The sequence below is a fragment of the Citrobacter sp. wls827 genome (assembly GCF_005280875.1).
Taxonomy (GTDB): Bacteria; Pseudomonadota; Gammaproteobacteria; order Enterobacterales; family Enterobacteriaceae; genus Citrobacter; species Citrobacter youngae.
In genome coordinates, this window is the sequence record NZ_SZWR01000010.1 from 193,866 (window position 1) to 216,031 (window position 22,166).

The 22,166-nt window shown below is 49.1% G+C and carries 21 protein-coding genes and 2 tRNA genes; 8 read left to right on the forward strand and 15 right to left on the reverse strand.

Features of this window, described 5'->3' with window-relative positions:
• Window positions 1–380, reverse strand: a 380-nt coding sequence (locus FDX03_RS04290) for a YfeC-like transcriptional regulator (protein WP_137345684.1), incomplete at its 3' end; no start/stop codon positions are given.
• A 1-nt stretch (window position 381) separates the two neighbouring features.
• Window positions 382–744, reverse strand: coding sequence for a YfeC-like transcriptional regulator (locus FDX03_RS04295; RefSeq protein WP_003028277.1), 363 nt, complete (start codon window positions 742–744; stop codon window positions 382–384).
• A gap of 221 nt (window positions 745–965) precedes the next feature.
• On the opposite strand from FDX03_RS04295, the gene FDX03_RS04300 reads away from it, so the two are divergent.
• A tRNA-Ala gene (locus FDX03_RS04300) sits at window positions 966–1,041 on the forward strand.
• Window positions 1,042–1,079: 38 nt separating this feature from the next.
• Window positions 1,080–1,155 (forward strand) — tRNA-Ala (locus FDX03_RS04305).
• 147 nt (window positions 1,156–1,302) lie between these two features.
• On the opposite strand, the gene nupC is transcribed toward FDX03_RS04305, so the two are convergent.
• On the reverse strand, window positions 1,303–2,505 hold the full coding sequence (gene nupC, locus FDX03_RS04310) for a nucleoside permease NupC (RefSeq protein WP_048210997.1): 1,203 nt from the start codon (window positions 2,503–2,505) through the stop codon (window positions 1,303–1,305).
• A gap of 344 nt (window positions 2,506–2,849) precedes the next feature.
• Here nupC and FDX03_RS04315 point away from each other — a divergent pair, with 344 nt between their 5' ends.
• Entirely contained in the window at window positions 2,850–4,088 is a 1,239-nt protein-coding gene (locus tag FDX03_RS04315) for an Nramp family divalent metal transporter (RefSeq protein ID WP_005130002.1), read from the forward strand.
• 51 nt (window positions 4,089–4,139) lie between these two features.
• Here the strand turns inward: FDX03_RS04315 and FDX03_RS04320 are convergent, their stop codons facing one another.
• From FDX03_RS04320 to mgrA, 6 genes are all read right to left on the reverse strand, one after another.
• Entirely contained in the window at window positions 4,140–5,132 is a 993-nt protein-coding gene (locus tag FDX03_RS04320) for an ABC transporter permease (protein ID WP_061068251.1), read from the reverse strand.
• Between the two features lie 14 nt (window positions 5,133–5,146).
• Window positions 5,147–6,673, reverse strand: a complete 1,527-nt coding sequence (locus FDX03_RS04325; protein WP_048211000.1) for a sugar ABC transporter ATP-binding protein — start codon at window positions 6,671–6,673, stop codon at window positions 5,147–5,149.
• 73 nt (window positions 6,674–6,746) lie between these two features.
• On the reverse strand, window positions 6,747–7,709 hold the full coding sequence (locus tag FDX03_RS04330; protein WP_048211001.1) for a sugar ABC transporter substrate-binding protein: 963 nt from the start codon (window positions 7,707–7,709) through the stop codon (window positions 6,747–6,749).
• Between the two features lie 44 nt (window positions 7,710–7,753).
• Window positions 7,754–8,959 (reverse strand): PfkB family carbohydrate kinase, encoded by a 1,206-nt coding sequence (locus FDX03_RS04335; protein WP_048211002.1) that lies wholly within the window; start codon window positions 8,957–8,959, stop codon window positions 7,754–7,756.
• A gap of 277 nt (window positions 8,960–9,236) precedes the next feature.
• Window positions 9,237–9,563 carry a DUF2502 domain-containing protein YpeC gene (gene ypeC, locus FDX03_RS04340; RefSeq protein ID WP_005122377.1) on the reverse strand — a complete coding sequence of 109 codons (327 nt, stop codon included), beginning with the start codon at window positions 9,561–9,563 and terminating at the stop codon, window positions 9,237–9,239.
• 137 nt (window positions 9,564–9,700) lie between these two features.
• The gene (mgrA, locus tag FDX03_RS04345) at window positions 9,701–10,690 is read right to left on the reverse strand and encodes an L-glyceraldehyde 3-phosphate reductase (RefSeq protein ID WP_137345527.1); all 990 of its coding nucleotides are present in this window, start codon (window positions 10,688–10,690) and stop codon (window positions 9,701–9,703) included.
• Window positions 10,691–10,873: 183 nt separating this feature from the next.
• Between mgrA and FDX03_RS04350 the strand changes: the two genes are divergently transcribed.
• Entirely contained in the window at window positions 10,874–12,526 is a 1,653-nt protein-coding gene (locus FDX03_RS04350) for a thiamine pyrophosphate-binding protein (protein WP_137345528.1), read from the forward strand.
• On the opposite strand, the gene FDX03_RS04355 is transcribed toward FDX03_RS04350, so the two are convergent.
• Complete coding sequence (locus FDX03_RS04355; protein ID WP_124021361.1) at window positions 12,527–13,762, reverse strand: ion channel protein; 1,236 nt, start codon at window positions 13,760–13,762, stop codon at window positions 12,527–12,529. It abuts the gene before it with no gap.
• Between the two features lie 204 nt (window positions 13,763–13,966).
• On the opposite strand from FDX03_RS04355, the gene glk reads away from it, so the two are divergent.
• Entirely contained in the window at window positions 13,967–14,932 is a 966-nt protein-coding gene (gene glk / locus FDX03_RS04360) for a glucokinase (RefSeq protein ID WP_137345529.1), read from the forward strand.
• A 108-nt stretch (window positions 14,933–15,040) separates the two neighbouring features.
• Here glk and FDX03_RS04365 read toward each other — a convergent pair whose 3' ends face one another.
• From FDX03_RS04365 to FDX03_RS04375, 3 genes are all read right to left on the reverse strand, one after another.
• A complete protein-coding gene (locus tag FDX03_RS04365; RefSeq protein WP_071887368.1) occupies window positions 15,041–15,241 on the reverse strand; it encodes a hypothetical protein in 201 nt (66 codons plus the stop codon).
• An 82-nt stretch (window positions 15,242–15,323) separates the two neighbouring features.
• Window positions 15,324–16,058 (reverse strand): two-component system response regulator YpdB, encoded by a 735-nt coding sequence (ypdB, locus tag FDX03_RS04370; RefSeq protein WP_048211008.1) that lies wholly within the window; start codon window positions 16,056–16,058, stop codon window positions 15,324–15,326.
• A 14-nt stretch (window positions 16,059–16,072) separates the two neighbouring features.
• A complete protein-coding gene (locus FDX03_RS04375; RefSeq protein WP_086523807.1) occupies window positions 16,073–17,770 on the reverse strand; it encodes a sensor histidine kinase in 1,698 nt (565 codons plus the stop codon).
• A 387-nt stretch (window positions 17,771–18,157) separates the two neighbouring features.
• Here FDX03_RS04375 and alaC point away from each other — a divergent pair, with 387 nt between their 5' ends.
• Window positions 18,158–19,396: an alanine transaminase gene (alaC, locus tag FDX03_RS04380; RefSeq protein WP_061068244.1), complete on the forward strand. Its 1,239-nt coding sequence runs from the start codon at window positions 18,158–18,160 to the stop codon at window positions 19,394–19,396.
• Window positions 19,397–19,461: 65 nt separating this feature from the next.
• Here alaC and ypdK read toward each other — a convergent pair whose 3' ends face one another.
• Window positions 19,462–19,533, reverse strand: a complete 72-nt coding sequence (gene ypdK / locus FDX03_RS04385) for a membrane protein YpdK (RefSeq protein WP_010723117.1) — start codon at window positions 19,531–19,533, stop codon at window positions 19,462–19,464.
• A 344-nt stretch (window positions 19,534–19,877) separates the two neighbouring features.
• Between ypdK and FDX03_RS04390 the strand changes: the two genes are divergently transcribed.
• Window positions 19,878–20,495 (forward strand): lysozyme inhibitor LprI family protein, encoded by a 618-nt coding sequence (locus FDX03_RS04390; protein WP_061068243.1) that lies wholly within the window; start codon window positions 19,878–19,880, stop codon window positions 20,493–20,495.
• Between the two features lie 41 nt (window positions 20,496–20,536).
• Here the strand turns inward: FDX03_RS04390 and lpxP are convergent, their stop codons facing one another.
• Window positions 20,537–21,457 carry a kdo(2)-lipid IV(A) palmitoleoyltransferase gene (gene lpxP, locus FDX03_RS04395; protein ID WP_048211011.1) on the reverse strand — a complete coding sequence of 307 codons (921 nt, stop codon included), beginning with the start codon at window positions 21,455–21,457 and terminating at the stop codon, window positions 20,537–20,539.
• 440 nt (window positions 21,458–21,897) lie between these two features.
• Between lpxP and FDX03_RS04400 the strand changes: the two genes are divergently transcribed.
• Window positions 21,898–22,140 (forward strand): DUF2545 family protein, encoded by a 243-nt coding sequence (locus tag FDX03_RS04400; protein ID WP_048211012.1) that lies wholly within the window; start codon window positions 21,898–21,900, stop codon window positions 22,138–22,140.
• Window positions 22,141–22,166 lie beyond the last annotated feature (26 nt).

Below are 22,166 nucleotides of genomic sequence, written 5' to 3' on the forward strand. Positions count from 1 at the left end.
TCAATGCCCAGACGGGTCAGGAAAGTGCGAATACCTTCGCGCGAAATATACATCGCCAGCTTTTCCTGTTCCGTTGGCGACATGTTATCCAGTGCGCTGATTATCTGACGGCAGGCGTGACTGCGAACCACGTGTGTATACTCGGCAAGCGGTTCTTCTGCCTGATAAAATTCCGGTACCTTGCGAAAAGCTGGAATATTGAGAAGAAACTCTCGGACGCCGGCATCAATATGAATAAGCCTTGCGCGACCACCTTTAACACCGGGAAACTTTTCGGTTGTCCAGTTTTGCTCTCTGATCCAACGATTGACGGTTTGTTTGGCGACACCGAGACATTCAGCCAGCTCTTCGGTGGTCATTTTACTGCGTAATTTTTTCATATTATTTGTTGTCGCGAATCCCTAAGCGTTGTAACAAACCCGTAATGCCTTCACGCAGGATCAGCGACGTAAACATTTTCTGTTCTGATGGCGTCATTTCTTTGGCGAGTCTTATCAGTAGAGCTTCGATGGAGGTGTCACCGGATAAAGATAAATTATCTGATAAGCCTTCCGCTGAACGCTCAGCGCTGCGAATGTATTCACGAACTTGTTCGGTAACATGAACCAGACGGGCTTTACCGCCCTGAACACCGGGTTTGGGTGAGGTAGCCCAACCTTCCTTGCGCACCCATTTATTGATGGTCTGTCGGCTGTATCCGGTCAGATTAGCAAGTTCTTCTGGCGTCATCCGTTCCTTGAACATAACGATTCCCTGAATGGTCGTGGGGTTAATTAGTGGCTCATTTTATAGCACCATTTTAGTAGAAACCGTGACGCGTTTAACTACTGAATGCGAGTTGTTGCGCAATGTTCTTCATTTGCCTGCTTTTTCAGCGATTGAATTCTATGAGTTAATTTTGCCGTTGACACACGCGAAGGGAATTCATATGATGCCGCCCGTCAACTCGACAAGCTTTACGTGACGGGGCTATAGCTCAGCTGGGAGAGCGCTTGCATGGCATGCAAGAGGTCAGCGGTTCGATCCCGCTTAGCTCCACCAAATTTAATCCCAATGAATTTGGTACGTAAACGCATCGTGGGGCTATAGCTCAGCTGGGAGAGCGCTTGCATGGCATGCAAGAGGTCAGCGGTTCGATCCCGCTTAGCTCCACCAAAATTGAAACCCTCGCTGAAAAGCGGGGGTTTTTTGCATTTGATTCCTGCCTGCGTTTCTCGCTTATTTGCTTATATTGCTGGATAACAGACATAAAAAAACCGGGGAGAATCTCCCCGGTTTGGTAACGGCTGTATTGATGTCGTCTTACAGCACCAGTGCTGCAATGGAAGCAGACAGTACGCTGACCAGCGTAGAACCGTATACCAGTTTCAGACCAAAGCGGGAAACCACGTTACCTTGCTCTTCGTTCAGGCCTTTAATTGCGCCTGCAATGATACCGATAGAAGAGAAGTTCGCGAAGGAAACCAGGAACACAGAGATAATGCCTTCAGCGCGCGGAGAGAGCGTAGAGGCGATTTTCTGTAGGTCCATCATTGCGACGAATTCGTTGGAAACCAGTTTGGTTGCCATGATACTGCCCACCTGCAGCGCTTCGCTGGACGGCACACCCATCACCCACGCAATCGGGTAGAAGATGTAACCCAGGATGCCCTGGAAGGAGATGCTGTAGCCAAACCAACCGGTCACGGTAGCGAACAGGGCGTTCAGGGCAGCGATCAGCGCGATGAAACCAATCAGCATTGCTGCAACGATAATCGCAACTTTGAAGCCTGCCAGAATGTATTCGCCCAACATCTCGAAGAAGCTCTGACCTTCGTGCAGATTGGACATCTGAATATTTTCTTCGCTGGCATCAACGGTATAAGGGTTGATCAGTGACAGAACGATAAAGGTGCTGAACATGTTCAGAACCAGCGCAGCAACAACGTATTTTGGTTCCAGCATGGTCATGTACGCGCCGACGATAGACATGGAAACGGTAGACATCGCCGTTGCTGCCATGGTGTACATGCGGTTGCGAGACATTTTACCGAGGATATCTTTATAGGCGATAAAGTTCTCGGATTGACCCAGGATCAGGGAGCTGACGGCGTTGAATGATTCCAGCTTGCCCATACCGTTCACTTTGGATAACAGGAAACCAATCGCGCGGATGATAACCGGCAGAACACGGATATGCTGCAAAATACCGATCAGGGCGGAGATAAAGACGATAGGGCACAGCACTTTCAGGAAGAAGAATGCCAGGCCTTTATCGTTCATGCTGCCGAAGACAAAGTTAGTCCCTTCATTAGCGAATCCGAGCAGTTTCTCAAACATCTCGGAGAAGCCTCTTACAAAGCCCAGGCCGACATCAGAGTTCAGGAAGAACCATGCCAGTAACACTTCGATAACAAGCAATTGAATAACATAACGAATGCGGATTTTTTTACGGTCACTGCTTACCAGCAGTGCGAGTACCGCAACCACGGCAAGGGCCAGGACAAAGTGAAGAACGCGGTCCATATTTGCTCCAAATTTGAGGCAGATTTAGTTTTCGTGCACATTCTATGTAACAACAGTAAAGAAAACGAGATCAAACACACACTATAATAAGGACCTGTGACGAGATTCAAAATTAGTGATCGATGATACACTTCTGTTATGTTTAGTATGGAAGTGAAAAGTTATGTCACTGTGCTAATCTCATAACAATAATCAAACATCTTACCGGCATTTCTAAATTTCTTACCGTTCCATAGACAAACGCTATCAGAGAAATCAACTTCACCCATTAAAATGAATTTGATAATCATTCTCAATAGGCGTAGCTTGAAACATAGCAAAGGCTATGTTTCTGAGGCACTAAAATGACTAACGATCGCGTTGAGAGTAGCAGTGGACGGGCAGCGCGCAAGTTGAAGCTCGCATTAATGGGACCTGCGTTCATCGCGGCGATCGGCTATATCGATCCAGGTAACTTTGCTACCAATATCCAGGCAGGGGCTAGCTTTGGCTACAAACTGTTGTGGGTTGTGGTCTGGGCAAACCTGATGGCGATGCTGATTCAGGTGCTATCGGCCAAGCTTGGCATTGCCACCGGCAAAAATCTGGCGGAACAGATCCGTGATCATTATCCTCGTCCAGTGGTTTGGTTTTACTGGGTACAGGCCGAAATTATTGCGATGGCGACCGATCTTGCAGAATTTATTGGCGCTGCGATTGGCTTTAAACTCATCCTTGGCGTTTCGCTGCTGCAGGGGGCTGTGCTCACGGGTATTGCGACATTTTTAATTCTGATGCTGCAGCGCCGCGGGCAGAAACCCCTGGAAAAAGTGATCGGCGGTTTGTTGTTGTTCGTGGCTGCGGCATATATTGTCGAGCTGATCTTTTCCCAACCGAACCTTGCGCAGCTGAGCAAAGGGATGGTTATACCGAGCCTGCCTAATTCTGAAGCGGTGTTCCTGGCGGCCGGTGTGCTTGGCGCCACCATCATGCCGCACGTCATTTATCTGCACTCCTCCTTAACCCAGCATTTGCACGGTGGTACGCGCCAGCAGCGTTACGCAGCGACGAAATGGGATGTGGCTATCGCCATGACGATTGCCGGATTTGTCAATCTGGCGATGATGGCGACTGCAGCAGCCGCGTTTCACTTTAGCGGGCATACTGGTATCGCAGACCTGGACCAGGCCTATCTGACGCTTGAACCGCTGTTAAGTCATGCTGCGGCAACCGTGTTTGGTTTAAGTCTGGTGGCGGCAGGGCTTTCCTCTACCGTGGTTGGCACGCTGGCGGGGCAGGTGGTTATGCAAGGGTTTATCCGCTTTCATATCCCGCTCTGGGTGCGCCGTAGCGTCACCATGATGCCGTCATTTATTGTGATTTTAATGGGGCTTGATCCCACCCGGATACTGGTGATGAGTCAGGTATTACTCAGTTTTGGTATCGCTCTGGCGCTGGTACCGCTACTGATTTTTACCAGCAATAGCCAACTGATGGGGGATTTAGTTAATAGCCGTTGGGTGAAACAGGTTGGCTGGGTGATTGTGGTGCTGGTCGTGGCACTGAATATCTGGTTGCTGGTCGGGACCGCGCTCGGATTGTAGCAGGGCTTTCATCCGCTGTGGTTACCCGGTCAAGCCGGGTAACCCTCATGATTATTTTTTATTTAAGTGGCTACGGTAGGTATCAAGTACCACTGCAACGATTATCACGGCTCCTGTTATAAAACGTTTTGTCGGTTCGCTTGCGCCAACTTGCGCCAGTCCCGCAGCCAGAACGGAAATGATCAACGCGCCAAGAAACGTACAGATAATAGAGCCACGTCCTCCCATCAGGCTTGTGCCACCAATCACAACTGCGGCAATCACCTGTAGTTCCATGCCAACGCCGCTATTGGGGTCGGCGGCTTCAAGGCGGGCAACCTGAAACAGCGAGGCCAGACCGGATAATCCCCCCATCAAGGCAAAGACTGCAATCTTATAGGGACCTGGATTTATACCTGATAATCGAACGGCTTCTTCATTGGTGCCAATACCGATCAAATGGCGACCAAATACGGTTCGCGTCAGCACCAGATGCCCGGCAACAATGACAACGATCGCGATAATAAAAGAAGGGGAGACGCCAAAGAGAATGGGGTCGGCTAAATAATCATAAATAGAACCGAGATACGCGGTCCGCGAGTCAGTTAACTGATACGCTGCTCCGCGGGCCATTTCCAGAACACCCAGTGAGACGATAAACGCCGGAATACGCCAGGCAACGGTAATCAGACCCGTTAGTGCCCCAACGAATGTGGCGAGTGCTACACCTGAAAGCGCGGCCAGCCAGGGCGTCCAATGAAAATTTAAATAGGTGACGCTGACGACTGCAGCAGCAAGCGCCAGCAACGATCCAACGGAAAGATCGATGCCGGCAATGATTAAGATAAATGTCATCCCCACCGACATGACGATTAAATCGGGGATCTGATTTGCAATAGTGCTGAAAGTGTTCATGCTCCAGAAATGAGAACTGAGGCATGAAAATAGGACGATCATTGCGGCTAACGCCCCGAGCAACCCGATATAGCTACTTAGGCCTTTCCATGACGTCGGTGTATTTCTTTTCTCTGCTGCCGCTTGTTTTGTCGCAAAATTGTTTTTCATTTTTTTATCCCCGGCTACTCGCTGACAGTCTCTTCTGAATGCTGATAGGCTGAAAATGCAGCCGCTAAAATGCGATCCTGGCTCCAGTTATCACGTGTAAATGTGTTCACTAACTTGCCATCGGAAATGACCGCAATACGATCGCAAACCAGCATCAGTTCGCGTAGGTCACTGGAAACGACAACAACGCCTTTTCCCTTAGCCGTTAACGTATTCAGCAATTGATAAATATCTTGCTTGGCACCCACATCAATACCGCGAGTCGGCTCATCAAATAAGACGACTTCACAGTCTCGTTCCAGCCACCGGCTAATGAGAACTTTCTGCTGATTACCACCTGACAGGCTTTCCACGGCCTGTGAAGTGTTCGTTGTACGAACGCCTAAGCTTTTAATGTGTTTATTCGCTAATGTGGTTTCACTCAATGTGTTAACGACCGACAAATGGCTAATTTTGTCGCTGTTACCCAACGAGATATTTGCGGCAACCGACTGTGGTAACAGAAGCCCTTCACCTTTACGATCCTCCGTGACTAATGCAATACCATGTCGGATAGCCTGTGCAGGCGAACGGATCACCACCGGTTTAAGTGGCGTACCAATCAGTAATGTGCCACTGTCTATTTTGTCTGCGCCAAAAATAGCGCGTAGCAGCTCTGTCCTGCCAGAGCCGACAAGGCCACTAATGCCGAGCACTTCGCCACTGTGCAAGGTAAACGACGTGTCCCGAATGATTTTCCCACGCTTAAAATTTTCCACTTTCATAATGGGTTGACCTGCCTGGCGTCCACTTAAATCAAATGAACTTTCTAAATCGCGGCCGACCATCAACGAAACAAGTTGATCGCGGGTATAGCGTTTAATATCGTCCACGCAAACCAAATGACCATCACGTAGCACCGCGATGTCATCAGCAATCATCGCAAGCTCATCCAGTCGGTGAGAAATATAAATTATTGAAACGCCCCGGGCTTTGAAGAGCGCTATTTGTTTAAACAGCAGTTCGACCTCACGGCTACTGAGCATGGCTGTCGGTTCATCCAGAATCAGTACCCGGCTTTCACCAATCAGGTTTCTGGCGATTTCGATCATCTGTTGGTGACCAATACCCAATTCGCCCACCAGCGTAGTTGGATCGACCGATTGCAGCCCAACCATTGCCATCACCGGACGGGCCATTTCTGCTAGCTTTTTTCGATCGATCCAGCCGAATCGATGCGGAAGTTGTTCGAGAAATAAGTTTTCTGCAACCGACAACGTAGGCAGTAAATTGAGTTCTTGCATAACCATGCGAATACCCAGCTTTTCCGCCTCTTTTCGGTTCGCAGGTGCGTAAGGCTGCCCCTGATAAACCATTTTTCCGGTCGTTGCGTTGGTTAACCCGCCAATAATTTTTGATAACGTACTTTTCCCGGCACCGTTTTCTCCCGTCAGGGCCAGTACTTTTCCTGGATATAATGCTAGCGTTACATCCACCAGAACAGGTTCACTGTAGGTTTTACCTACCCCCTGTATTGAGAGGATTTCTTGCCCACTTTTCATATTCTGGCCTTATCCGGTAAGCCGCTCTGATACTCAATTGATGGCAGTACCACAGCGGCGCACTGTTTTCCGCTTATTGTTTGACGATCAGTTTTATTGGTGTTTCTACGTTGCTAGAGAGTTCACTCTGTTTTTTGCCATTTTTTAAGGCATCAAGGGCGGCATCAATACCAAATACAGCTTGTTGAGAGGCAAATTGGTCCGCAGTTGCTAAAACACGACCGTCATTTAACATTGGCTTAATCGCTTCGATATTGTCATAGCCGACAACCAGAACCTGTCCTTTTTTCCCGGCAGAGCGGATGGCAGAAACGGCACCTAATGCCATATTATCGTTATCGGCTAACAGTGCTTTGATATCAGGATACTCACTTAACATTGCCGCCGCGACCGCATTGGCGTTGTTAATTTCCCATTGGCCAGATTGCACAGAAACGACTTTCATGCCGCCCTGCGCCATCGCATTTTGGAAGCCCAGAGTACGTTGCTGAGAGTTGCTGGAGGTAGGGATGCCTTCAATAATACCAACCTGATCGCCGGCCTTAAGATGCTTCGCTAAATAATCGCCAATTTCTTTTGCACCTTTTTGGTTATCCGGGCCAACAAAAGGAATATTCAGGTTTTTATCTTTAAGCACACTGTCATCAAATTTGTTATCAATGTTGATGACAATAATACCTGCATCAATTGCTTTCTTAATGACCGGTACAAGGGCTTTCGAGTCTGATGGCGCAATGATAATCGCGTCGGCTTTCGAGACAATCATTTGTTCAACGATCTGGATTTGATTTGCCGTATCCGTTTCGTTTTTGATGCCGTTAGAAATCAAATCAAACTTGTCGGCATTTTTTTTCTGATACTCTTTTGCTCCGGTTTCCATGGTCAGGAAAAACTCATTTGCCAGTGACTTCATCACCAGCGCGACTTTAGGTTTATGCGTCTGAGTATCGGCGGCAAAAGCGGGGACGGTGAAAGTGGCGGAAAGCGCTAAACCGACTGTGGCACCGATAACACGATAAAACATTTTATTTTTCATGAAATTATCCTATAGGTGTAGGGGCTGAATGATGCTCTAAACAGCTACTGCATACGATGATAAACGAGTGAATTGTTGGGCATATTTGATGCACCTTTACGTTCAACTTTCAACGAGGCAAACGCAGAAGCGTACTGCGCTGCATTGATGAGTCCTTTACCGTTTGCAATGCATGCAGCCAGTGCCCCGGTAAAGGCATCGCCTGCTCCACTGGTATCGACGACGGCTGATTTATAGGCAGGAATATGAGTGAAAACTGTGCCATCAAAGATCAGACAACCGTCGCTACCTAACGTGATAATGACGCATTTTGCGCCTTGCACATAAATGCTCCTGGCGGCATTTTTGGCCGAATAGATATCAACAATGTTGATACCAGATAACGCTTCAGCTTCAATTTTGTTCGGCGTAATAATGTCAATTAAATGCAATATTTCTTTGATCTCTGAAACATAAGGTGCCGGATTCAGGACAACCAGCGATTTTCCGAGTTTTGCCTGCATGATAGCGAAACGTGTGATCGGAAAATTATTCTCCAGCTGAGTTAAAAAAACTTTGCAATTACGAATGGTATCAATATCCAATAGAATATCTTCCTGGGTAAATGTTTCATTGGCCCCAAGATCGATACTGATCATATTGTCACCTGTGGCACCTGAAACCCATACCATTGCAATGCCCGTGGATGACATTTCATTTTCAAAAAAAGAAAAAGAAGAAATTTCAGTATTGGTTAAATATCTTTTGGCTTTTTTTGAAAACTCATCGGCTCCTAACTTAACGGTAAGATGAACATTATTATTGATTTTAGCTGCGGCAACTGCCTGGTTTGTGCCTTTGCCTCCGGCATAAAAACGGGTTGCAGACGCTCGGATAGTCTGGCCAATCTGAGGAAATGTCGTCGTTTCAGAAACAATATCTATATTAAATGAACCAAGTATGTAAATGCTATCATCAATATAGCTATTTTGCTTGGCATGAGCAGAAACCGATGTAATTTCTTTGTGGCTTTTGAACCCATTCAATATGGTGTTGGTGAAAGACTGCTCAAATAATGATTCATCAGGTGCGCTTTTTATTTGTGCACCACCATGAAATAACGAGAAAAGACTATTCTGACTTAATTCATTTAAGTCATTACGGATCGTGCGAGTTGTGACAGATAATTCCTTTGCTAATTCGCTAACATAAACCTTCTTATCGGTTACTAACTTAACCCGAATGGCCTTTTGTCTTTCTTGTTTTTTCATTAGCGCTCACCCCAGGTTTTATAATATTAAATTAATGTTAATATTTATCGCGCAAAGTTCAAAAAAAACACGATAAATCGGAATTTTTTTTTCCGATTTTGCGAATTTGTGAAATGAACAGGAAATTTACGGGAAAACAGGGGGGAGCGGATGTGACTGCTCGTCATCTGGCGATTGGCGAAGCGTGATGCAAAAAGGGCCTGGGTATAGACACAGGCCCTGGGTAACTCGATGATTTTTGTGAGCAGTACTCCCCGCAAGATGGGGATTTGTTACATTAATGGCGGTGCCCGTGGCCACGTCCACGCCCGCGATGGTCATCGCGATCGTTCCAGCCTTCACGATAGCCACGCTCATAAGCTTTGCGCTTATCCCAGCCGCGATGATAGCCGTTGTCATGACGCCACCAACGATTTTTACGCCATTCATAATTATGGTGCCAGTAATCCCGGTCACGCCAGCGCCCACCGTCCCAGTAGTTGCCGTAGTTATCGCGATCGCCAATTTGTAATTTAATCGACGGCAGCAGGGTGATTTCGCCAGCGTTTGCGGCCAGCGGTGCAAAAGCCAATAACACTGCCGCCAGAATCAGTGACCTGAACATTCTTTCTCTCCTTCACGATCGAGCCGTAGCCGGCCTGTTAACGCAATATTACGGGGCAGTAAAGCCCCGTTTCATCGCCTTAACTCTTAAATCGTCAGAGAGCGCACTTTTTGTTAATAAATGTGTCTTTATTTCCATCAACCCAGGATGGCGTCGATCTCCGCACACTCTTCGGGAGATAAATGACGGTTTGCCAGCATGCCAACGACATCTTCAATTTGCGCAGGTTTGCTGGCACCAATCAGTACTGACGTCACCTTATCATCGCGGAGAACCCAGGCTAACGCCATTTGGGACAGCTTTTGTCCCCGGCGCTCGGCCAGCGCATTAAGAGCACGGACTTTTTCCAGTTTTTGTGGGGTGATCTGGTCTGGGTTGAGAAAACGACTGGCGCTCGCTGCCCGGGAATCCGCCGGAATACCGTTCAGATAGCGGTCAGTTAATTGCCCGCCAGCCAGCGGGGAAAAGGCGATACTGCCCACACCTTTCTCCTGTAAGAGTGATAGCAGTCCCCTCTCAACCTCGCGCTCAAACATGGAATATTTCGGCTGGTGGATGAGACATGGCGTCCCTAAATCATCGAGTATTTCGATCGCCTGTCTGGCGAGATCAGTCGGATAGTTAGAGAGTCCTACGTACAACGCTTTCCCCTGACGCACAATATGATCCAGCGCGTTCATGGTTTCTCTGAGCGGAGTTTGGGGATCAGGGCGGTGATGATAGAAGATATCAACATACTCCAGTCCCATACGTTTCAGGCTTTGATCGAGGCTGGCAATCAGGTACTTGCGCGATCCCCAATCACCGTAGGGACCTTCCCACATGGTATAGCCCGCTTTGGTCGAGATTATCAGTTCATCCCGGTACGATAAAAAATCTTCCTGCAGGATGCGACCGAAGTTTCGTTCAGCAGAACCCGGCGGCGGGCCGTAATTATTCGCCAGATCAAAATGGCTGATCCCCAGATCGAAGGCGCGCTGTAATAAGGTCCGGCTGTTTTCGACCTGAGTGGTATCACCAAAATTGTGCCACAAACCCAGAGAGACAATCGGCAGTTTGAGCCCGCTCTGACCGCAGCGGCGGTATTCCATTGTGTGATAGCGATTTTCGTTAGCCTGATAAACCATGTCGCCTCCTTCCAGAACATATGTGTCTTTCAGTGTATACGGTTACACAATCGATTCTTCAAGGAAATTTAAATCGCCAAAACTGTACATCCTGCTTTCCACCTCCTTCGCAGCGACATTCCTGGACAGTCATCGCAGTTCTTCGATACTTAACATGAGGTTACCGTCAGAAGGATAGCTGTCATGCAAACCCCGTATTCCGTTGCTGATTATCTGCTGGACAGGCTGGCAGGCTGTGGCATTGACCATCTGTTTGGTGTGCCGGGCGATTACAATTTACAGTTTCTTGACCACGTCATTGAGCACTCAAGCGTGCGTTGGGTCGGGTGTGCGAATGAATTGAATGCGGCGTATGCCGCGGATGGCTATGCCCGGGTAGTCGGAGCGGGAGCGCTGCTTACCACTTTTGGTGTGGGCGAGTTAAGCGCAATTAATGGTATTGCAGGAAGTTACGCGGAATACGTTCCTGTCCTGCATATTGTCGGGGCCCCATGTCGCAGCGCTCAGCGTCGTGGCGAGTTAATGCATCACACTCTCGGCGACGGTGACTTTCAGCATTTCTACCGTATGCAACAGTCAGTGACGGTCGCCAGTGCAGTGCTGGATGAACAAAATGCCTGCTATGAAATTGACCGCGTGTTGCAAGCGATGTTAACCGAAAGACGACCGGGTTACCTGATGCTACCTGCTGATGTTGCGAAACAACCTGCTACACCACCGAGTGACATACTCATTGTTCCCTTGAGCGAGCCGGAAAGTAGTGTAGCTGCTGCGTTTCGCTATCATGCACGTGAGCAGTTGCTGGACAGTTCACGCGTGTCGCTATTAGCCGATTTTCTCGCGCTACGATTTGGCTTGCAGCCCGTTTTACAACGCTGGATGACGGAAACGCCGATGGCTCATGCCACGCTGTTGATGGGTAAAGGATTGTTTGATGAGCGGCATCCTGCGTTTGTGGGCACATACAGTGCGGGGGCCAGCAGTGATTATGTGCGTAAGGCGATAGAAGATGTTGATACGATTATTTGCGTCGGTACCCGGTTTGTTGACACGCTGACCGCCGGGTTTACGCAAAACTTACCTCCCGAGCGCACTATTGAGGTTCAACCTCATGCGTCGCGGGTTGGGGGAAGCTGGTTTAACATCCCGATGGAACAGGCGGTTACTACGCTACGGGAACTGTGCCTGGAAATGTCGTTTTCACTGCCGCCTGAACGTCCTTGTGCCGGGCGTCTGCAGGTTGAGAAAGGCCCTCTGACGCAGGAAAATTTCTGGCATACGGTGCAACAGTATCTGGCCCCCGACGACATTATCCTTGTCGATCAGGGGACCGCAGCATTTGGCGCAGCTGCGCTGTCACTTCCTGCCGGGGCGGAGGTTCTGGTCCAGCCGCTATGGGGGTCAATCGGTTACGCTTTGCCTGCTGCATTTGGGGCGCAAACAGCCTTCCCGCACCGTAGGGTGATCCTGATTATTGGCGATGGTGCGGCACAGCTCACCATTCAGGAATTGGGAACCATGCTTAGAGACGGGCAAACTCCTGTTATTTTACTGCTCAATAATGACGGTTATACCGTGGAACGTGCCATTCATGGTGCGAACCAGCGATACAATGATATAGCCGGATGGAGCTGGACGCTGGTGCCACAGGCGCTAAGTCGTGAATGTCAGGCGGAATGCTGGCGCGTGAAGCAGGCTGTCCAACTGGAAGAGGTTCTGGCTCGTCTGGCAAAACCGCAACGCCTCTCGTTGATAGAAGTGGTGTTGCCGAAGGCTGACCTTCCAGAACTCTTGCGCACGGTGACCCGTGCGCTGGAATCCCGCAACGGGGGATAGCTACTTATCGGGGTGGTCAGCAATCATCATTGGTTTTCCGGCTAAGAGCAGCCAGGCCGGAAGCATAACGATGCACAACAGCGGTAGTAGGGTGGTGTCCGGCACCACCACTGCCGCCATAAACAGGCTCAGCCATGCATCACGAGTGACGACCAGTACCAATCCCAGAATGGCGCAGGAGACCGTAATCGCGGCAGGAACGGCTTCGACATGGGCGTGCAGCATCAGCCCCAGCGCGACGCCAACGAATACCGCAGGGAAAATCCGCCCACCGCGAAAACCACTCGCTGCAGCCACAACCAGTGCAGCCAGCTTTATCACCGCCAGCATGAAATAGTCCGAGGCTCCCAGTGTCTGGCTAAATGCCATTTGCTGCATCTCATCCAGGCCCTTAAACAGGGTTAGTGGTCCTCCGATAACACCCAGAATACCGAGGATAAAGCCTCCAACGCCGAGGATCAGCACCGGGTGTTTCAGGCGATGCATCAGATGGTGCAAACGAGGCAGGCACCACACGGCCACCATCCCCGCCGCGATAGCAATGGCAGCAACGACCGCGCCGCTGAAGATATCGACCAGATGCATCTGCGTATAGTGCGCGATAGGCAATGAAAAGTGGGGATGAAAGAACAGGCTGGTGGTGAGTGAACCTGCCGCGGCGGCCATTAACGGTGCGAACAGACGATCCCATAGGGGGACATCGTTGGAGCTGTTCAGCGTTTGCGAAAAGACCAGCGCAGCGGCAACCGGGGTACCAAATAGCGCCCCGATGGTGCCAGCAGAGGCGAGGATGGTCCAGTCCAGCTTTGCAATTCGCGGAAACATGCGGCTACCAATCGCCACTGCCAGCGCAATGTTAACGGTCATGATGGGGTGCTCTGGACCCAAACTGACGCCACCCGCGAGGCCAATTATCAGGGCGACCAGCAGTCCGGGCAATGCAGACGTCGAAACGGGCATACCGATTAAGGGTTCGCAGGCTGGGTCAGGGCCAGCATGACCATGACTGTAGCGGATGATGAGCCCGACCATCACCCCGGTAAGCGTCAGCATAGTAATAATCCAGAATGGAGAATCCTGGGCAATACCGATGCTTATGGGCAGACGTTCCCACAAAAATTGCTGTAAAACGGAAGCCACTTTCATCACAGCAATCAGCACCAGGCTGGACGCTACACCAATCAGCAACGCAGGCGTCGATAGCAAGAGCATCGTTCTGGCTCGCGGATGGAGCATTTTCTATTCCTTAATGCAGAGTCATAGACGTAGTTTGCACAGCCTGCCCAACGGCATCGCTGCAAAAGGTGCTGAAACGATAAAGTAATTCTGTGACCTGGATCGATATTCCACGGGCATCAGCCTTCAGGGCGTTGTTGTTATGCCCCCATGAATTTACAGTGTGACAAAGATGTATTCTGACTTTAGCGGAGCCGTGGAAGAATGACAAAATATGCTTTAGTGGGTGATGTTGGCGGCACCAATGCGCGTCTTGCTCTGTGCGATATTGCCAGTGGCGAGATTTCGCAGGCGAAAACCTATTCCGGGCTGGATTACCCAAGCCTTGAAGCCGTTGTGCGCGTGTACCTGGATGAGCATAGCGTTAGCGTCAAAGATGGCTGTATCGCTATTGCCTGCCCAATAACCGGCGACTGGGTGGCCATGACCAACCATACCTGGGCATTTTCTATTGCCGAGATGAAAAAGAGTCTGGGTTTTAGCCATCTGGAAATCATCAATGATTTCACAGCCGTATCAATGGCAATCCCAATGCTGAAAAAAGAGCATTTGATCCAGTTTGGCGGCGCTGAGCCTGTCGAGGGCAAACCTATTGCGGTCTATGGCGCAGGCACCGGTCTCGGCGTGGCGCATCTGGTTCATGTGGATAAACGCTGGGTGAGCCTGCCAGGCGAGGGGGGGCATGTAGATTTTGCGCCGAACAGCGAGGAAGAAGCGATTATCCTGGAAGTGCTGCGGGCTGAGATTGGTCACGTTTCTGCGGAGCGCGTGCTTTCTGGTCCTGGGCTGGTAAATCTGTATCGTGCGATTGTGAAATCCGACGGACGTTTGCCGGAAAATCTGCAACCGAAAGACATTACGGAACGCGCCCTGGCCGACTCCTGTATTGACTGTCGCCGTGCACTGTCGCTGTTTTGCGTCATCATGGGCCGGTTTGGCGGCGATCTGGCATTAACGCTGGGGACGTTTGGCGGGGTGTACATTGCCGGAGGCATAGTGCCGCGCTTCCTGGAATTCTTTAAAGCGTCGGGTTTTCGCGGTGGTTTTGAGGATAAAGGGCGTTTTAAAGCCTATGTGCAGGATATCCCGGTATATCTGATTGTGCATGATAATCCAGGTCTGCTTGGTTCCGGCGCGCACTTACGCCAGACGCTGGGGCACATTCTGTAAGACTCGTGCCGGAAGGTTGCTCTTAGTTAATTCAGTTTAGCCTGTAGCATGCTCTGTACGCGAAGTGGTCGCGAGTTAATGGTTTAGTTAGCTCGCGACCTGTTATTGTCAGTGAGATGTCGTGCTTGTTGCGTTTTGTATCGGCAGTTTCCCGGCTCTCAGTAGCACCATCTCTTGCTTGCACAGCAGTACGACAGCCTGACGTGCCTTCATTCGACGGGAGGTGAGGGCTTTTTTCACCGTACGGCGATCCGCACCCATTTCCAGCATCTGAAAACATAACTGAGATAGCACATGTCTGTATTTCATTGAAAATTCAATTTATTACGTTTTATAGCACCGGCAGTAGATCGCCATTTTACAACGATCCGCACGATCATGACTAATCGCACTATAAATGCATTAATTGCCTGAATTCTTTTACTTTGCTCCGGCTAACCGGGATTTCAAATTCCAGATCTTTTAATCGCAAAATATAGGTGTTGTTAAACCACGGTTCGATCTCGCGGATTTTGTTCAGGTTTACGCAGAATGAGCGGTGGCAGCGGAAAAAATGTGAAGCAGGCAGTTTGCTGCAAAATTCGGTGATGTTCATCGGCATGACATACGATTCGCGTCGCGTGTAGACGAAGGTCATCTTTTCATGGGCTTCAGCGTAGTAAATATCGTTGATTGGCGTAACGATGATCCGCTCGTCTTTGATCAGGTTGATCGTATCGTTTTCACGCATCACCGGGCTGGTAAGGGGGGTTCCTGTTTGCTGTTGCTGCCAGGCTGCCTCCAGTTTTTGCAACATGCCGACAATCCGTGATTCCTGGTACGGTTTCAGAATGTAGTCAAACGCTTCCAGTTCAAAGGCTTCAACAGCGTGTTCTTTCCAGGCAGTAATAAACACAATAAAGGGTTTATGCGCGAACTGACTGATGTTTTGCGCCAGCAGCACACCATCCAGTGACGGAATATTAATATCCAGAAAAATAGCGTCAACGCGGTTGTGCTGCAGGTATTTAAGCACATCCAGACCGTCGTCAAATGTGCCGACAATCTCCATCTGGCTGTGCTCTTTTATCAGCCAGCTAAGTTCCTGTTGGGCCAGGAATTCATCTTCAACAATGATGACTTTCACAACTTAACTCCTGGTTAAAGCAATAATGTGGCCGGGGCTGCTGCAGGTGAGTGCTGGTTTGGCACGTAAAAGGCAATCTCTGTGCCAGGCTCAAGACGGCGGATATGTAGCCCTTCGCCGTACAGGAGTTTAACGCGGTGATGCACATTCAACAGGCCAATTTTATTGCCTGGCATTTCATTGGACTCAACGCGTTCAATGACTTTTGGATCGATACCATGACCGGTATCTCTGACGGCAATGCGCACCCGATTACCACATTCCGCCACGCTGATAGTGACCACACCTTTCCCTTTGCAGGGTTGGATCCCATGAACGATGGCATTTTCAACCAATGGCTGAATCAGCAGGCTGGGAATAAAACAGCTGACCTCTTCATCAATATCATAAATAACCGTCAACTTATCGCCAAAACGGGCCTGCTCAATGGCAATGTAATCCTTAATTTGATACAGCTCTTTCTTGATGTCGATCTGCTCATCATCTTTTAATTCAATATTATAGCGAAGATAGCGAGATAAATTAAAAATGAGCTGGCGTGCAGTGTCCGGGTTAAGCCGCACTGACGATGAGATCGCGTTTAACGCATTAAACAGGAAATGGGGATTTATTTTACTTTGTAGTGCCCGCAACTCTGCCTTATTTGCCATTTCACGTAGCTGCTCGGCACGGGAAACCTCAAGCTGAGTTGAGATAATTTGTGACAGGCCGATAGCCATTTCTTGTAATGAGGAGGTGATCTGGTGGGCATGGCAGTAGTAGATTTTCAGCGTACCGGTGACCACACCTTTTTCCCACAACGGTATTACCAGCATGGAGTGTATTTCCGGCGTGCGATGTGCTTCATCATTGTTCTTGATGATGATTTTTCCGTAATTTATCGCCTGCTGGGTGGTAGGGCTAACGAAATCATCGTTATCGCGGTAGTTCAGTTCGCCAACGCCGACATAGGCCAGAACGTGCTGGGTATTGGTGATCGCGACGGCATCTGCATGAATATCATGGCGAATAATCTCGCACACCTGGCGTAGCGACTCGCTATTGACCTGACGAAAAAGCGGCAGGGTTTTGTTAGCGATATCCAGCGCCAGTTTAGCCTGTTTTGCCGCACTGGCTTCTTTCTCTCCTTCCACGCTTTGTACCAGCATGACGATAAAGCCGATACAGACGCTGCCAAGGATCATTGGGATACCGATTTTCGAGACAATATCCAGCCCCAGTTCGGTAGTGGGGGCCCAGGCGACCACCAGAATCATGGTCAATGACTCGCAAAGCATCCCGCCTAAAATACCGGCGCGCCAGTGTTGCGCCTTAGGGATTTTTCGGTTGATCCAACCCGCAATACAGCCAGCAAGGATACTGGTAATAAAACAGGGAAGGGCGGTAACACCTCCAATATCAATCAGATAACGATGTGTACCCGCGATGAGTCCGGTAATGATACCGACCCATGGGCCGAACAGAATTCCTCCTGACATCACTGCAATAATACGCACGTTCACCAGTGAGCCTTCTACCGGTACACCAGACCAGGTGCTGAACAGTGCAAACATGGAGAAAATGGCAGTAACGGCGAGCAGCTCTTTCACCGAGTGGGCTGACTTGTGCAACAGTTCGCGGAACAGGCGGATACGAATCAGGAAAAACAGACAGAACAGCATCAGCGCTGCCCGATCAAAGACCGCCAGCAGCATATTGAATATTTCGTGCACAGGTGACTCTTGCGAAGGGGTTAAACCTCTATGATAGGTAACCTGAGGCAGGATGACCAGCATACCTGTCAGCATGGACTAATGAGGAAAAACCACAATATTAAAAGGGGATTGTTGCATGATTGTTGTATTTACAATATCTCTCCAGTGAAGGCGGACCTCAACGTAATGTATTTAACAACAAAATGTTAATAATTGGTGATTTCATAAGGGTTGGATATTCATGAATTTCCCGTTTTAGAAATGTTGTTCCTCTTTTATGCCGATAAAAAATATTTTGCTGTACCTCTCGACAGAAGGAAATTAATCAGGCTATTTTCTAAACGTGCCACCATCGTGGCAGCGTCGCTCGGACGGTCCGGGCGCTAACGTACATTTGAGGATATTATGGCTGATTCCCGCCCTGAACGTCGTTTTACGCGTATTGATCGTCTTCCCCCTTACGTTTTTAACATTACCGCTGAACTGAAGATGGCTGCGCGTCGGCGCGGCGAAGATATTATCGATTTCAGCATGGGGAACCCGGATGGGGCCACGCCTCCTCACATTGTCGAAAAACTGTGTACCGTGGCGCAGCGCCCGGATACCCACGGTTATTCAACATCGCGCGGTATTCCTCGTTTACGTCGGGCGATTTCTCGCTGGTATCAGGAACGCTATGACGTCGAGATCGATCCTGAATCCGAAGCGATTGTAACAATTGGCTCCAAAGAGGGGCTGGCTCACCTGATGTTGGCTACATTGGATCACGGCGACACGGTTCTGGTGCCTAATCCCAGTTACCCCATCCATATTTATGGTGCCGTTATCGCCGGAGCACAGGTGCGTTCCGTGCCGCTGGTGGAAGGGGTCGACTTCTTTAATGAACTGGAGCGCGCGATTCGCGAAAGCTACCCGAAACCGAAGATGATGATCTTAGGCTTCCCGTCCAACCCGACGGCGCAGTGTGTCGAGCTGGAGTTTTTCGAAAAGGTCGTCGCACTGGCTAAACGCTACGACGTGCTGGTGGTTCATGACCTGGCCTATGCCGATATTGTCTACGACGGCTGGAAAGCGCCATCGATTATGCAGGTTCCGGGTGCCCGTGATGTTGCCGTTGAATTTTTCACCTTGTCGAAAAGCTATAACATGGCGGGGTGGCGCATTGGCTTTATGGTTGGCAATAAAACGCTGGTAAACGCACTGGCGCGCATTAAGAGCTATCACGATTACGGAACGTTTACACCGCTGCAGGTAGCCGCTATTGCCGCGCTGGAAGGCGATCAGCAGTGCGTACGGGATATCGCTGAGCAATATAAGCGTCGTCGCGATGTGCTGGTCAAGGGGCTGCATGAAGCGGGCTGGATGGTTGAAATGCCAAAAGCGTCGATGTACGTGTGGGCGAAAATTCCAGAGCAATACGCCGCAATGGGGTCGCTTGAATTTGCCAAAAAATTGCTGAATGAGGCGAAGGTTTGTGTTTCGCCGGGGATTGGCTTTGGGGACTATGGTGATACACACGTGCGCTTTGCGTTGATTGAAAACCGTGACCGTACCCGCCAGGCAATCCGCGGCATCAAAGCAATGTTTCGCGCGGATGGTTTGCTGCCTGCCAGTGCGAAATCGACCACGGAAAGTACCGACTGATAACACGATTCCCCAAACGCAAACAGGAGCCAAATGGCTCCTGTTTTTTTGCTGCGTCTTTTTATTTAGATCATCAGGGCGAAAGTACCGGCCCAAACGATGACCATAAAAGAAATGCCCATAAAGAAATATTTCACTTTTCATCTCTCCGCGTACCTGGGGTACGTCTCAATGAACATATGCTTACCTGACAGAGAGCTGATGCGAGCATAAACGAAAGGGAGAATACCCCGCGCTTACTTGGCTGCATCACCTCAGAATTCTGAGCTTTAATGCTCCAGACGGCGCTAATGTACGCCTAAAAATGAGGTGAGACAAGAGGCATTTTTTTATTTAATTTTAGTAACTTACAAGTGTCGTGATTCGGCGACAGTTTAATTTCTGACGGTAATAAATTGCTATTGAGCGACGTGACTGTTACTCAGAGAATTCTCATATCACCTTGAGGTTAATACGGTTAATTTTTTCGCGGAATTTGATAATGAAAAGGTTAAAAATGACCAGATTAATGATGTTAGCACTTGTTCTTGCGCCATTGACGTCAATGGCGGCTGCACCGCAAGCGTTCAATTTCAGCTGCGCAAGTATTGGTGGTGTGAATAGTGATGGTAAAGGCAATGTATGGATTAATGGCGCAAAAGCGACCATTAAAAGCTTCAATGAAAATTACTGGGAGGCGAAGAGCGGTAAAAATACCGTCTCAATTTCCAGAAAAGATGACGGAAACCCGGAAGTATCCTGGGCTGGCCCAAACCGCAAGCATGGGATTTGTCAGCCTGAGGATAATGTTGATTATTCTCCAGCGAAAAAATCGGCCAACGCCGGTCCGTCTTACTCTTGCTCTGCGGTTCAAAAGGGAAGTGCGGAAGATATTATTTGCCAGAGCCCGTCGCTTTCTGCAATGGACATGAAATTGAACGGGATTTTTAAACAGGCACTGGCTAAATCGAAGAATGACCCGATGCTTAAAGCGGAACAGCGCGGGTGGATCAAAGGACGCAATGAGTGCTGGAAGGAGAAGGATGATGAGCCAGCCTGCATTGCCCGAAGCTATAATGAGCGAATGACTGAACTCCAGAACAAGTGGGGCGTTAAGTAATTCAGCCGTAGAAAAGAAGAAAGGCCATTCGGCCTTTCTTTTTAGACATATAGCGAGGCTTCACCCATCGGGCGCGTTTTGAAGCGACGGTGGATCCAGAGATACTGCTCGGGGGCGCGCATGATCTCTTTTTCGATAATTTTGTTCATATAGGCCGCGGCCAGGTTTTCATCTTCCGGGTAACCTTCCATTTCTGGCGTGATAAACAGACGGTAGCCGGAGTTGTCAGATTTTCTCACCATGGTGACGGTCAGCATTTTCGCCCCCGACAAACGTGACAGCACGTAGGTACCGTTGGTTGTCGCAACATCTTTGACGGCGAAGAATGGCGCAAATGAACTGCCTTTACGGCCATAATCCTGATCGGGCGCAAACCATACGGCTTCCCCTTTTTTCAGTGCGCCGACAATGCCGCGCAGATTATTTCTGCCGATCATGGCTTTGTTCGAGCGCATACGGCCGCGGGTTTGTATCCACTCCATTAATTTGTTGTTGTGCGGGCGGTAGGTTGCCATCATTGGCTGGCAAAGCCCCATCACGCGGCCCCCCAGTTCCAGCGACATAAAATGCACGCCTACTACCATTACGCCACGGTTATGCGCCTGAGCGCGTTGCAGGTTGTCCAGACCTTCAACATCAAACCATTTACGCACCCGGCGATCTGGCCAGAACCAGGCCATACCGGTTTCAAGCAGTGCCATGCCGAGTGAGCGGAAGTTTTCGTCGACCAGTTTGTTCCTTTCTTCTTGCGACAGATTCGGGAAACAGAGTTCGAGATTTTTATGGGCAATGGATTCCCGGCGCTTTAAAAATGGGCGCGCCAGCGTACCTGTACGGGTGCCCAGAAAACATAAAACAGGATAAGGGAGTTGCACCAGTAACCAGAGCACACCGACACCGAACCATGTGAGCCAGTAGCGCGGATGCAAAAACGCGCGCGAAAATTTACATTGGGGGAACATAAGCACCTGTTGTTGGTACGAAAATAATGTATCGCGAAGATTCTTTGTCTACAGCGTTACTCTCTGTCACTGAACAGTTAGGTCACTATGAGCGACAATGGTTCCTGTAAAGAGTGTAAAACTGAGTCAGGACAAACCACGAGGGGTATGAATGATCGGACGCACAATGTACACCCGAAGATTAATGTCATCCAGAAATAATTCCTCAAGTTTCGTAAATGTTTTTTGGTCGATAAAAAGCAAGAATAGACTTATAGATAATATGTTGTTTTTATGACGATTAAATAAAGGTCAATGGAGAATGCCCGGTTCAGAAAATGAACAGTTATTGTAGCGAAAATGTTGCTTGAATTGCGAACGGATAGGAATTGTCTTAGACTATAAACTCAAGGATGTGTAAGGACTTACGTCGATTTTTACGGCAGACAGGAGGTAACGCTATGTTCTATTTTTGGACTTTCCTCGCATTGAGCATTCTGTGCGTTAGTTGCTATATTTGGCAGGTAATGGGCGCTGCCGCGTCAATTAGTTCTTTTTTCGGCATGGCTATCCTTACGGCATTAATTTATTTCTTTACCATACGGTTGACTGACGGAAACGAAATGGTAACGGGACTGTTTCTTTTTCTTGCCCCGACATGCGGATTGATCATTCGCTTTATGGTGGGGGACAATAAGCATTAAATCGCAGGTTCATAACTGAAAACGCA